General features: G+C 71.5%; 13 protein-coding genes. All 13 read left to right on the top strand.

What is annotated here, in order from left to right; genetic code table 11:
• Window positions 1-87 precede the first annotated feature (87 nt).
• The 13 genes from ACFY1E_RS44555 (at window position 88) to ACFY1E_RS44495 (ending at window position 12,021) form a co-directional block, all read left to right on the top strand.
• Window positions 88-774: a hypothetical protein gene (locus ACFY1E_RS44555; RefSeq protein WP_389087416.1), complete on the top strand. Its 687-nt coding sequence runs from the start codon at window positions 88-90 to the stop codon at window positions 772-774.
• Between the two features lie 39 nt (window positions 775-813).
• Entirely contained in the window at window positions 814-2,178 is a 1,365-nt protein-coding gene (locus ACFY1E_RS44550) for an ATP-binding protein (RefSeq protein WP_389087414.1), read from the top strand.
• Between the two features lie 87 nt (window positions 2,179-2,265).
• Window positions 2,266-3,738 (top strand): SCO6880 family protein, encoded by a 1,473-nt coding sequence (locus ACFY1E_RS44545; protein WP_389087411.1) that lies wholly within the window; start codon window positions 2,266-2,268, stop codon window positions 3,736-3,738.
• A gap of 57 nt (window positions 3,739-3,795) precedes the next feature.
• On the top strand, window positions 3,796-4,266 hold the full coding sequence (locus ACFY1E_RS44540) for a DUF6238 family protein (RefSeq protein ID WP_389087409.1): 471 nt from the start codon (window positions 3,796-3,798) through the stop codon (window positions 4,264-4,266).
• A gap of 23 nt (window positions 4,267-4,289) precedes the next feature.
• Window positions 4,290-4,835, top strand: coding sequence for a hypothetical protein (locus ACFY1E_RS44535; protein WP_389087406.1), 546 nt, complete (start codon window positions 4,290-4,292; stop codon window positions 4,833-4,835).
• Between the two features lie 45 nt (window positions 4,836-4,880).
• Window positions 4,881-6,395: an ATP-binding protein gene (locus ACFY1E_RS44530; protein ID WP_389087404.1), complete on the top strand. Its 1,515-nt coding sequence runs from the start codon at window positions 4,881-4,883 to the stop codon at window positions 6,393-6,395.
• Window positions 6,305-6,976, top strand: coding sequence for a hypothetical protein (locus ACFY1E_RS44525; protein WP_389087401.1), 672 nt, complete (start codon window positions 6,305-6,307; stop codon window positions 6,974-6,976). Before ACFY1E_RS44530 ends, ACFY1E_RS44525 begins: the two co-directional genes overlap by 91 nt.
• 42 nt (window positions 6,977-7,018) lie before the next feature.
• Entirely contained in the window at window positions 7,019-7,810 is a 792-nt protein-coding gene (locus ACFY1E_RS44520) for a hypothetical protein (protein WP_389087399.1), read from the top strand.
• Between the two features lie 23 nt (window positions 7,811-7,833).
• Window positions 7,834-8,352 (top strand): hypothetical protein, encoded by a 519-nt coding sequence (locus tag ACFY1E_RS44515; protein ID WP_389087397.1) that lies wholly within the window; start codon window positions 7,834-7,836, stop codon window positions 8,350-8,352.
• A gap of 300 nt (window positions 8,353-8,652) precedes the next feature.
• The gene (locus ACFY1E_RS44510; protein WP_389087395.1) at window positions 8,653-9,450 is read left to right on the top strand and encodes a hypothetical protein; all 798 of its coding nucleotides are present in this window, start codon (window positions 8,653-8,655) and stop codon (window positions 9,448-9,450) included.
• Between the two features lie 34 nt (window positions 9,451-9,484).
• Complete coding sequence (locus tag ACFY1E_RS44505) at window positions 9,485-10,003, top strand: hypothetical protein (RefSeq protein ID WP_389087392.1); 519 nt, start codon at window positions 9,485-9,487, stop codon at window positions 10,001-10,003.
• A 474-nt stretch (window positions 10,004-10,477) separates the two neighbouring features.
• On the top strand, window positions 10,478-11,206 hold the full coding sequence (locus tag ACFY1E_RS44500) for a hypothetical protein (protein WP_389087390.1): 729 nt from the start codon (window positions 10,478-10,480) through the stop codon (window positions 11,204-11,206).
• A gap of 77 nt (window positions 11,207-11,283) precedes the next feature.
• Window positions 11,284-12,021 carry a glycosyltransferase family 2 protein gene (locus ACFY1E_RS44495; RefSeq protein ID WP_389087423.1) on the top strand — a complete coding sequence of 246 codons (738 nt, stop codon included), beginning with the start codon at window positions 11,284-11,286 and terminating at the stop codon, window positions 12,019-12,021.
• Window positions 12,022-12,364: the final 343 nt, after the last annotated feature.

Here is a 12,364-nt window from a genome sequence, read left to right as displayed (position 1 = left end):
GCGGCCACACCTGCGTAGCCATCAGCGGCATCCACTGATCAGCCATACCTGGTCCTCCCGGACCTCCAACATTCTGAGGGTCCACTGATGCCGAAACCATTCCCCTCCCTGTCCGGCTACGGCCTCGGCTGGTCGACCCGCCGGCGCATCACAGTCCTCGCGACCGGCCTCGCCGTCCTGCTGGCCCTCGCCGTCGTCGTCGCCCTGCTCACCGGCCGCACCACAGCCGGCGACAGCCAGGCCGCCGCTCCGTCCTCCGGGCCCAGCAGCAGTACCTCCGCGTCCGCCGGCCCGACGGCGTCGGCCGGGGCCGGTTCGGTGGCCAAGCCCCCGCAGCTGGCGGACCCGGTCGCCTTCGCCAAGGCCGCCGCGGCAACGCTGTGGGCGTACGACACCCGCACCACCAGCCGTGACCAGCAGCTCGCCGGAATGAGGGCGTGGCTGACGGCGGAGACGAAGTACGCCGACTGGTCCTCGATCGCCACACAGGTGCCGGATCCGGTGCTGTGGTCGCGGATGGCCGACCAGGACCAGTACGCCACCGCCACCGTCACGGAGGCCCACTACCCCTCGGCGTTCAAGCAGGCCCTGGCGGACGATCCGTCGGCGATCACCGAGGCGTACATCTACGCCGTCACTGTCACCGGCAAGCAGCAGATCGCCTGGAAGAAGGGCGGGGCCGGCGCCGAGGACCGCTCCATCACCCTCGCCGTGCAGTGCCGCCCCAACGCGAACTGCTCGCTGGTCTCCATCGCCCCCCGCGTCGTGCCCTGACCTGCCCCCAGCCCACCTGAGAAAGGAGGGGATTCCCCCTTGGGCTTCTGCGACCTCCCCCTCGCGGACAAACTCTGCGCCGTCGGCGACGCCGTCGATTTCGCCTCCGACCCGGGCACGGCCATCGGCAACTGGATGGCCAAGAGCGCGGGCGAACTCGCCGCAGCCGCAGCTGACTTGGCAGCCGAGGCGGTCAACACCACCACCAAGGTCGACCTCAACGCCGGGTGGTTCCGCGACAACTACGAGATGATCCTGCCGATCGGCCTGGTCGTCCTCGTCGCCACGTTCTGCGCCCAGCTCGTGCGCGCCGCGATCCGCCGCGACGGCCAGGCGCTCACCCAGGCATTCGCCGGCACCGCCACCGGCGTGCTGTTCGCGTTCACCGCGATCGCCTTCACCACCGTCGCCATCGAAGTCGTCGACGCATTGAGCGACGGACTGTTCAAGGCCGCCAACCTCGACATCGCCACGGCAGTGCGGCGGATCGTCAAGGTGGGGCAGATCGCCTCCCTGTCCGGCCTGGGCTGGCTCGTCACCGTCTTCGTCGGCGTCGGCGCCGCGATCGGCGCCTTCCTCTACTGGTGCGTGATGATGGTCCGCAAGGTCGGCATCCTCGTCATGGTCACCCTCGCCGTCTTCGCCGGAGCCGGCGGCGGCTGGGAGGTCGCCCGGCGCTGGCGCAAGGGCTGGATCGAAGCCACCGCCACCCTCGTCGTCAGCAAGTTGCTGATGACTGTGATCTTCGTCCTGGGGATCGCCGCGATGGGTAAGACCGAGGCGAAGGACGGCATCGCCGCCCTTGCCGACGTGATGGCCGGCATCGTCATCCTGGCGCTGGTCCTGCTGTGCCCGTATGCCACGTTCAAGTTCGTGCACTGGGCCGCCTCCGAGGGCTCCGACGCCGAGACCCTGCACCGCTCCGGCGGAGCCGGTGCGCAGATGGCCCGTCAGCACGCCGAACGCGCCGGGCGCAAGGCCGCCGCCGCGGTCGCGACCGCCGGAAGTGGCGGTGCCGCGGCCGGAGCAGGCGCCGCTCCCCAGGGCCCGGACTCCGTTCCGGGCGGCTTCCCCGGCGACATCGCCACCAACCCCACGCCGGACACCGGCAAGGAAGGCGGCAGCTCAAACGCCCCGTCGTCCGGGAGCGAGGGGATCAAGAGCGGTCTGGAGAAGGCCGTCCAGCCCCCGCCGACCAGCCCTCATGACGACGCCAGTGGTCAGGGCGGCGGTACACCCGGACAGGGTGGCGGTTCCGGATCGCCCTCCAACGGCGGCGGCTTCATGTCGCAACCCGGCGCCGGCGCCTCGACGCCACCGCCGCAGGGCGCCCCGCCGGCACCGAACTCGGCCGGCACCTCCAGCGGAACCGGGGCACCGCCGCCCCCACCCACCGGCCTGTGAGCTTGCCCGACCCCGGGGCGGCACGCGCTGCGCATTCCTCGCCGCGCGCCGCCCCGGCCACCGCCCCGCGCACCATCGGAACGGCCATTGTCAGATCTCACCGTCACACCACTCACCGTCAAATTCCCCCACCGGTCCAGGCGCGGCATCCTGCTCGGCCTCTCCCTGCCCCAACTCGTCCTCGTGTCCTGCGCGTTGGCTCTGCTGCTGGTCACGGTGGTATCCACCGGGCTGCTCGGCGCCATCGCCCTGGCGCCGCTGTGGGCCGCGGTCGCCGCCCTGGTCGTCGTCCGCCGGCACGGCCGCTCGCTGATCGACTGGGCGCCGATCGTCCTGCGCTTCGCCCGGCGGCAGCGCACTGGCCAGACCCTGTGGCTCGCCCGGCCCGTCACCCGCCCCCGCCAGGACGGCATCCTCCATCTCCCCGGCACCGCCGCCTCACTGCGCGTGGTCACGCCCGGCGACTCCGCCAACCAGGCCGCCGCCGTGCACGACCCGCACGGTCAGACCCTGACCGCTGTCGCCCGCGTTTCCAGCAGGGCCTTCGCGCTCCTCGACCCGGCTAGTCAGAACCACAACGTCAGCAGTTGGGGGCGGGCCCTGGCGGGCATCGCCCGCACCGGGCACGTCGCCACTGTGCAGGTCCTGGAGCGCACCGTGCCCGACTCCGGCGACACCCTCGCCCGCCACTGGGCCCAGCAGGGGCGACCCGAAACGCCGGTCGCCGGACAGGTGTACGCCGACCTTGTCGCCTCCGCCGGCCCGGCCGCCGCCCCGCACGAGGCGTACCTGGCGATCTCCCTCGACCTCAAGGCCGCCAAGCGCCTCGTCAGTCAGGCCGGCGGCGGACTGCCCGGCGCCTTCACCGTGATGGAACAGACCACGTCCTCCATCGCCCAGGCCGCGCGCAGCGCCGGACTGATGGTGACCGGCTGGCTCAGTGCCCGCGAGATCGCCGCCGTCATCCGCACCGCCTACGACCCCAGGGCGCTGTCCGCGCTGCAGCAGTGGTCCCACTCCGGCCGGGCGGAAGCCGACCCGGCAGCCGCCGGGCCCGTGGTCCAGGTCGAGGAGTACGACCGGCTCGCCACCGACTCCGCCCGGCACGCCACCTATTGGGTCGAGGACTGGCCCCGCACCGAAACGAGCGCGGGCTTCCTGCACGGCCTGATGTTCACGGCCGGGGTCCGGCGCACCCTCTCCCTTATATATGCGCCGCAGGGGCTCGAGTCCGCGATGCGCGACGTGCAGCGCAAGAAGGCGGCGATCATCGCCGACGCCAATGAGAGGTCGCGTCGCGGACAGGTCGACTCCGAAGCCGATTCCGTCGAATACGCGGACGTCAAGGTCCGCGAGCGCCAGTTGATCGCCGGGCACGCCGACGTGTCGCTGACCGGGCTGCTCACCGTCTCCGCGGAGACCGACGCCCTGCTCGACGCCGCGTGCGCGCAGATCGAGACCGCCGCCGTCACCGCCCAGGTCGATCTGCGGCGGCTCAACTTCCAGCAGCCCGACGCCTTCACGCTCGGTGCCCTCCCCCTCGCCCGCACGGCCCTGTAGCCCCACCCCGGCACCAGCCGACGTCCTGCCCCCACTGCAGGAAGGAACTCTCCCCCTTTGACCTCTGCCATCCCCGTCGGCGACGCGTACCCGTACCTGCGGGCCGCCAACGCCGGTATCCGCCACCACACCCGCGCCCTCACCCCACGCACCCAGCACATCGCTTCGCCCGCGGACCGCGTGCACCTCGACGTGCTGCACGCCCATCTGACCGCGCTGCACCACCTGCTCGACCAGCTCGCCGAATCCACCCGTCCGCCGCATCCCGCCGCCGGACGGCACCTCGCCACCGCGCACACCCGGCTGTGGCAGTCCGCCGCCGCGGTGCACGACGCCTTCCACCTCCTGCCCGTCGCGGGCGATACCCCGACGGACACGGAATGCCACCCCGAGCGGCTGCCCGAGGGTCCACCCGTCCTGACCATCTGCCAGCGCCACCTCGCCGCAGGTCACGTCGTCCGCCGCAAGACCACCCCCAGCGACCTCAACGCCCCGCTGCACGGCCACACCACCTCCTGCAGCCAGTAACCCCAGCCACCGAAAGGCCCTGAATGCGCGCCCTAAAGCTCTCCACCTCCGCCGCCGTCGTCATCGCCGCGCTCGCCGGCACCGCCGCCCTGGCCACAACCACTCCGGCATCCGCCGCCAGCTACCGCTGCAAGACCAGTAGCCACACCGTCGACGACCCGAGCTATTCCGGACCCGACTCCGACAACTGGGACTTCGACGTGACGCTCTGCGCCATACGGTCCGGCGGCTACATCTACACCACCGCCACCGTGTACTGGGACGGCCCGTACACGGCCAAGAACCGCAGCACCCTGACCTTCAACAAGGCCAAGTTCCAGCTCCAGACCAAGCGGAGCGTCAGCGGCACGGACCCGGTCGTGAAGTCCGGCGCCTACACCGGCCTGGAGCACGCGCTCGAACACAGCAGCGGCAACGGCAACGGCAACGGCTCCTACTCGACCGGAACCCTCAAGTCCAAGGCGGGCTCCAGCCGTTACCTCGCCGACGGCTACATCCAGCTGGACTGGTCGGGCGACGGCAAGAGCTATCGCAGCCCGATTCTGTTCACCGCTTCGCCGGTCGTCTGACCCCGCGCCGTGTCCAGACCGCCGTCACGTGAAAGCCGCCCCGTCATGAGCCACCGGCCTGCGCGCCGCGCCCGCCGCGCCAGCGCCAGCCCCCTGTTCACCCCGCACGGCACCGATCGCGCGTCCCGCAAGGCTGCCCGCCGGCAGCTCGCCGAGGCCGCCGCGAAGGCCCGCCTCGAAGCAGCCGCCCACACCAGCGGCGCTGGCGTAGCAGAACAGGAGATGCCGGCGCCCCTCTTCCCACCCGCCGGGCGACCCGGCCCCGCGTCCTCCCGCAACAACAGGCTCAAGCTGCCCGCCCACCGCATGACCACCGCTACCGCGAGCGGGGCGTACCCGTTTCTCGCCGAAGGCGGCCTCGGCGCCGAGGGCATCTACATCGGCCGCGACGTCCACGCAGAAGCCAGTTTCTGCTTCGACCCGTTCGCGCTGTACGGCAAGGTCGAGGGCTTCACCAACCCCAACGTGCTCCTTGCCGGGGTGATCGGGCAGGGCAAGTCGGCGCTGGCCAAGTCGTTCGCGTTGAGGTCGATCGCCTTCGGGTACCGGGTCTACGTCCCGTGTGATCCGAAGGGGGAATGGACGCCCGTGGCGCAGGCGCTGGGCGGTACCTCCATCGCGCTCGGGCCTGGCCTGCCCGGAAAGCTGAACCCTCTGGACGCGGCGCCGCGGCCCAACAGCGTCTCCGAGGCCGACTGGGAGGGCGAGATCCGCAAGCGCCGCCTGCTGCTGCTCGGCTCGCTGGCCCGCACCGTGCTCGGGCGGGACCTGCTGCCGATGGAGCACACCGGCCTCGACGTCGCGCTGGATGCCGTCGTCACCCGCGCCGCCGCCACCGGTCGCACACCGCTGCTCGGCGACATCGCCGCCACCCTCAACAACCCCGACGAACTCGATGTGGCCGGCGGCATCATGTCCGGCCGCCTCGGCGACGCCTCCCGCGACCTGGCCCACGCCATGCGCCGCTTGGTTCACGGCGACCTGGCCGGGATGTTCGACGCCCCGAGCACCGTCACGTTCGATCCCAACTCGCCGATGCTCACCATCGACCTGTCCCGCCTGGGCGGATCCGGCGACGACACCGCGCTCGTCCTCGCCATGACCTGCGCGTCCGCGTGGATGGAATCCGCACTGTCCGACCCGAACGGCGGCCGGCGCTGGATCATCTACGACGAAGCCTGGCGCCTGATGCGCCACCCCGGCCTCCTGCAGCGCATGCAGTCCCAGTGGAAGCTGAGCCGCGGACTCGGCATCGCGAACCTGATGGTGATCCACCGGCTGTCCGACCTGCTCACCGCGGGCGACGCCGGATCCCGCGGCCGGGCCCTGGCCGAAGGTCTGCTCGCCGACTGCTCCACCCGCATCGTCTACCGGCAGGAGACCGACCAACTCCATGCCGCAGCAGCCCTGCTGGGCCTGACCTCGGTGGAGACCGACGCGATCTCCCACCTCAACCGAGGCCGCGGCTTGTGGAAGGTCGCGGGGCGCAGCTTCATCGTGCAGCACCTCCTGCACCCCCACGAACTGGCGCTCTTCGACACCGACGCCCGCATGCACTGAACCCCGCAAGCCGCGGCCGCACGAGACCTGGAGCACCCCTGCAGAACCCCGACTTCGAGCTGTACGACAACGTCGGCCGCACCGCCGATCAGATCCACGCCTACCACACCCGCTCCGCCACAAAGGCAGACCTGCACCGCTGGGCGGATCGCGATACCGAAGCCTTCCGCACCCGGCACCCGCTGCCGAACGAGCCCTTCCCCGCCCCGGACCTGAGCCCCTACCGCACGGCTCTGGACGCGGCCGAGACGCCGGCCGAGTTCAGCACCACACTCAACGCCCTGCTGGACGCGGTCGGACCGTTCCTCAACGAGGTCATCGATCACCTGGCCGCCACCGCCACCTGGAAGGGCCAAAACCGCGGAGCCGAACCCGAGTCACCGCCCTGGCTGCTCCGCGGCGCAGCCAGCAGCATCGCTTCAGCCCTGGCCATGGCCACCGAAGCGGATCTCAAGATCCTCCGCGCGCACTACGACCCACCCCCGGACCTCGACGCGCTCCTGAAGCAGACCCGCACGACGCCCGCCACTCCCCCGGCCCCGCCCGGACATCAGCCCGGGTCCGGGGGACCACGGCGCTGACTGCCGACGGATCAACCACCCGCCGCAGCACCTCAGGAACCCATGCCCACGCCCCGCACCACCTTTTTGTCCGCCTTCGGCGCCGCACTCGCGGAACGCCTGCCCGGCACCTGGACGAGCGAGTACCACCGCCACCCCACCTACAAAGACCAGTTCCCCACCATCGAACGGCTCTGGGACGTCGGCCACGTCGACTACATCGTCAGCCAGTACGTCCTTGGCCATGACGCCGTCCTGAACGGCCCCGATGGAGAACAGCTCTACGTCACCGACCGGCCCCTGTACCGCCACCAGTTCGTGGTGGCCCCGCTGGAGCCCGAGGGCTTCAAAACCCACCAGATCTCCCCGGTACGTGAGCCGAACGGCATCGCCGTCCCCAACGATCCGGCCCGCGCCGCCGCCGCAGTCACCCGACGCCTGCTGCCCCGCTACCGGGCGGCCCTGGACGCGGTCCGTCACAACGCCTTCGGCCAGCCCGAGCCGCCGCACCGACAGCCCGCGCCCGAGGTCGCCCAGACTCTCACGCTGGTCTGGTACCCGGACGGCGTGGTGGGAGCACCGTACGACTCGGTGCCGGAGGAGGCGCGCATGACGCTGTTCGGCTGCAACATCCAGTACAGCCCGAATGAGTTCGCCTTCGTGTTGCCGGCTTCCTACGGCGCCAAGGAGCGCGCCCTGCTGGTCCAGCTCGCCGCCCAGCGGCTCACACTCCAGGGCATCGGGGTCAACTTCCGCCGCGCCGCTCCCCTCCCGCCTCCCACAGCGGCATCAGCAGCTGCGAGCAAGATGCTGCCAATGGTGTCCTCCTCCCCGAAATCCATTTCCCGCAGGTAGAACCCGGCCCTCGCATCAAGGAGTTGCCACTGTCCGATCCCGACCAGCGGATGCTGCTGCACGACGTGGCCGACCGGCTCAACACCGTTGCCGACCACCTTCCGCTCCCCGACCAGATCCGCCCGGATCCGGCGCTGAGCGAGATCCTGGACGACGAAGTCCGTCGCCTGGCCCGCCTGCTGGGATTCCTGGCCGGCGAGAGCGCCTTCCGCCATCGCGCAGCCGCCCGCTCCCCGGCTCGACCCACGACCCTCGCGCTCGCGAGCGCCGCCGAACCCACCGGGCTCGCGCTCGCCGCCCTCAGCTCCGCAGTTCATCACCTCGGCCATCTCGCCGACCTCGCTCACCAGGCCCCTGGCCCCGCCCGCGACCGGGCGATCACCACCGAGCACCAACGGCTCGGAGACCGCCTCGGCGACAGCCGCATCTACCTCGCCCGCGCCGCGAAGCACCTGCGCGCCGCTGCCGACACCCGCACACCACCGGCCGCGACCGCCGTGCCCTCCCTGTCGACCACCACAACCCCATCCCGATCCCGCTGATCCCCTCCCCGGAGCGCCCTCATCCCCTCGCACACCCCCGCCCGCCGCGCCGCCCTGCTGCTCACCACGCTCGCGACCGTCACCCTCACCGCGTCCGCCTGCACAACCTCCGACACCAGCAACCACGACGCCACGACGAAGGCCACCCGCACCGCCTCCCCCGCACCAGCCGCCGTACCAGCGCTGACGAAGCAGGAGGCCCTCGCCCAGATCACCCACTACTCGAAGATCAACAACGAGGCCAACGCCGACAACGACCGCACGCTCCTCGACAGCATCGAGGACGGCCCGCTGTACGCCATGTCCGTGGCGGACTACAAGGAGGACGAGGGCCTGCCCCAGGCCGACCGCAAGCCGTACAAGCCGTGGTCGTACGACACCGCCAACGCCAAGCTGTACATCCCTCGCTTCACCGCCGGCCAGGAACGCTGGTTCGCCGCAGCGCTCTCCGGCCAGAAGGGCAAGGATCCAAGCCGACTTGCGGTCTTCGCCGAGCAGCCGGAGCACACGCGGTGGGAGATGGTCTCCGTCGTCGACCTCGACGACAAGACCCTGCCGGACATCGCCCTCGACCAGCACGGCTACGCCACCGCGGTCGCCGCCGACGGCAACCAGCAGCTCGCCGCCGATGCCGACCTGCTGCGCACCGCAGTGATCGACAACTTCGCGACCGGCGGGGTGAACGCCGGCACCAAGGTCTTCACCCCGACCACGGCGAGCAAGCAGCAGATCAAGGTCCACGACAAGACGACCAAGAAGTACGGGAAGTTGGGCACAACCGTCTTCGCCGGGGCAGCCAACCGCTACAAGGACGCCTACGCGCTCAAGACCACCGACGGTGGGGCGCTGATCCTTTTCGCCCACACCCATACGCAGACCGACGCCGTCGCGCACTCCGGGCTGCAGATCAACCCCGGCAAGGCCGACCGCGCCTGGCTCCACGACATCCCTCGCACCTCGGTCACGTACACGTTCGTCTGCTCCGACGCTGCCACCGTGCCGGCCAAGGCCGCCCCGTCCCGCCTCATCGGCTACACGTGCGCCCGCACCAACGCCTCCGGGCCGCCCGTCGCCTCCGGACTCACGACCTACGCGTAGCACCGCGGCCCGGCTCCACGCCCCGAGGAGTTCCTTGTCCCTGTCCCACCCCGACTTCGACCTGTACGACACCGTCGGTCGTACCGGCGAGCAGATCAAAGACCACCGCGGCAACCGGCCCGCCACCGACGACCTGCACCGCTGGGCCGCCCACGACGCCAAGCAGTTCACCGACGGCCTCACGATCGAGGACGCCGGGCAGAGCGTCATTGCCTGGACCCGCCGGCTGTACCAAGTGCGCACGACCGCCGAGTTCCAGGCCGTCGCCACCGCCGTCCTCGGCGACGGACACAGCGCTCTGAGCGAGCTGCACCAGTTCCTGGAGACGGCCGCCGAGTGGTGCGAGCGCAACCATGAGCCGAAGATCGCCGAACGGTACCGCCGGCATGCCGAGCAGCTGTCCGAACTCGGAGACGAACTCAGCTACTTGACCGACGACCACCTCGCCGACACCTACCGGCGCACGCACCCGTCAGCCCCGGCACAGGCCACGAGCGGTCCCGCGGCGGCACCCGGGCCACCGGCCGCGCCCGCACGCCGCCCCTCCCGCTGACCCGTCCCGTCGACAGGAAGACTCTCTGTCCATACGTTCTCTCATCGCCCGCCCCACCGCCACCGGCTACGCCGGGACGTACGTCCACTGGGACGGCTACCCCAGCCATCACCTGCCGCTGCTGCTCACCGCGCACCGGCACCGGTTCGCCGGCGGCACCGAGGCCCTGGCCGCGTACCTCATCGACGACGCGCCGGAAGGCTGGTCCTCCCTCGGCACCGACCTCCTCGACGGAGCGCCCGACGCCCTGCGCGACCGCCTCGCCGCCGGCCGCGACCGGCCCGGCAAGCGATACCCGGCCCGGCCGACCGTGCCGCCTCTGATCTACACGGAGCGGACGGCGTCCCGCCTGAACTGGGGATACGTCCTCCACCCACACGGCATCGAAGTGATCAGCGCGCCCGGCGTGGAACGCGGGCCCCTCGTCGCGTGGAGCACCGACCCCCGCGTCCGGCTCCGCGACACCCCCGGCCTGTGGAAGCCCGACCATCCGATCCCGGCCACCACACCGCCCCAGACCACCGCGCGGACCAGCGCACCTGCCCCAGCCGCAGCCCGGCCGGCCCCCACCTCGGCTCCGGCGCCGCGCGCCCGCTCGTACTGACCCGCCCCATCCCCCAGAAGACTCGTCTGTCCACCCGTGCGGTCATCGCCCGCCCCACCGCCGACGGCTATGCCGGCATGTACGTCCACTTCGACGGCTACCCCGACAGCAAACTCCCGCTGCTCCTGGCCGCCTACCAGCACCGGTTCGCCGGTGACGTGGAGGCGATGGCCCGGCACCTGATCGACGAGGTGCACCACGGCTGGGAGGAACTGGGCACGGACCTCCTCGACGGTGCTCCCGCCGGCCTGCGCCGCTCCCTGACCGGGGGCGAAGAGTACCCCAGCCGCCAGCTCACCAACGTGTACAACACCGACGGCACCCCGGCCGAGCGTGAACTGATCACGCAGGACGGCACCGAGGACCTGGAGTGGGCCTATGTCCTGCACGAGTCCGGCATCGAAGTGATCGGCCTGCTGGCGTACGACCGCGGACCCGTCGTCGGGTGGGACACCGACCCGCGCAGCCGCATCGTCGCCGGTCCCGGTGCATGGAACCCGGATTCTCCGGCGCCGGTCGTGCCGCCGCGTACCGCGCCGCGCCTGTCCGCCACTGCTCCTGCATCGCCGCCGGCGCCCCGCAAGGCCGCCCGCCGATAGCCCCGGCGGCCCGCACCGTCCTTACCGAAGCCCGCCCGGAGAAGCACCTGTCGCCGCACCCTCACTCGAAGATCACCGTGGTCATCGCCACCCAACTCCGCCCGGAGCGGCTGGCGTTCCTCGCCGCCATGCACGCGAGCCTGTGCCGCCAGAGCGTCCCGTGGGAGGCCGTCGTCGCCCTCGACGGCGCCGACCCCACCCGGCTGCCCGCCGCGCTCGCCGTCGACCCGCGCATCCGCACCCTCGCCCTGCCGCGCTCGGTCGGCGCGGCCTGCGCCCGCAACTTCGCCCTCAACGAAGTGCGCACCGAGTACGTCCAATGGGCTGACGACGATGACGAGTTCACCGACTGGGCCATGGCGCTGCGGCTGCGCACGCTGGAGGAGACCGGGGTGGGCTGGTGTGCCGGATACAGCCAGGACCTGCACGCGGACGGGTCCACGACCATGTGGCGGTGCCCGACGCCGCCCGGCCGGCATGAGGCCGGGAACGTATGGCGGTACTGGAAGGACCCGGCCGACACCATCCCGCTCGGCCCGACCACCATCCTGGCCCGAACCGACCTGGTGCGCGCGGCCCCCATGGGCGGTCTCGTACAGGGCGAGGATTACTGCGCTCTCGCGATCACCTGCCTCGCCCCGGGAATCCTGCTGCCCGTTCCGGTCTACCGGTACCGCAAGCACGCCGCGCAGATGACCGCGCAAGACTCCTACGACGAGTTGGAGGGAAAGGCGCGGGTCTTCGCTCACCGGTTCGGTGCCAGCCTGCACGCCGCAGCGCGCGCTCTCCGCGATTCCGCCTCCTCTGCCTCCTAGTTGAAGCGCCCCGTTTCGTCGCCCGCTCCCCGATCCCACAGGAAGACGCCGCGGCCCTGACCCGCCTGCGCGAGGCACTCGACCACAGCCAGGACGCCTGGAACGAATGGAACGACCTGCGCCACGACCTGTACTCGATCCCCCGCACACTGCCGGCCCACGAATGGAGCCAGGTCTGCGGGCAGCTCGGCCTCGCCGTCCTGCCCACGATCGAAACGTGGCTCGCCGACAGCGAAGCGTTCGAGCGCCAGGCCCGCGCCGCCGTACCGGGCGGGCCGGCCGCGCTGTCCGCGCCCAGCCCGCGACTGCTCACCGCCCGCCCCGCGCCGCTGCCCGCCCCGCG

Source organism: Streptomyces sp. NPDC001604 (genome assembly GCF_042893475.1).
GTDB lineage: Bacteria > Actinomycetota > Actinomycetes > Streptomycetales > Streptomycetaceae > Streptomyces.
Note: the sequence above shows the minus strand (reverse complement) of the source record. Positions and strands in the feature narration are given on the sequence as shown.

Excerpts from the sequence above, each read along its gene's own strand:
- ACFY1E_RS44520 (WP_389087399.1), top strand. The coding sequence starts at position 7,019 with ATGCCCACGCCCCGCACCACCTTTTTGTCCGCCTTCGGCGCCGCACTC.
- ACFY1E_RS44555 (WP_389087416.1), top strand. The coding sequence starts at position 88 with ATGCCGAAACCATTCCCCTCCCTGTCCGGCTACGGCCTCGGCTGGTCG.
- ACFY1E_RS44535 (WP_389087406.1), top strand. The coding sequence starts at position 4,290 with ATGCGCGCCCTAAAGCTCTCCACCTCCGCCGCCGTCGTCATCGCCGCG.
- ACFY1E_RS44530 (WP_389087404.1), top strand. The coding sequence starts at position 4,881 with ATGAGCCACCGGCCTGCGCGCCGCGCCCGCCGCGCCAGCGCCAGCCCC.
- ACFY1E_RS44510 (WP_389087395.1), top strand. The coding sequence starts at position 8,653 with ATGTCCGTGGCGGACTACAAGGAGGACGAGGGCCTGCCCCAGGCCGAC.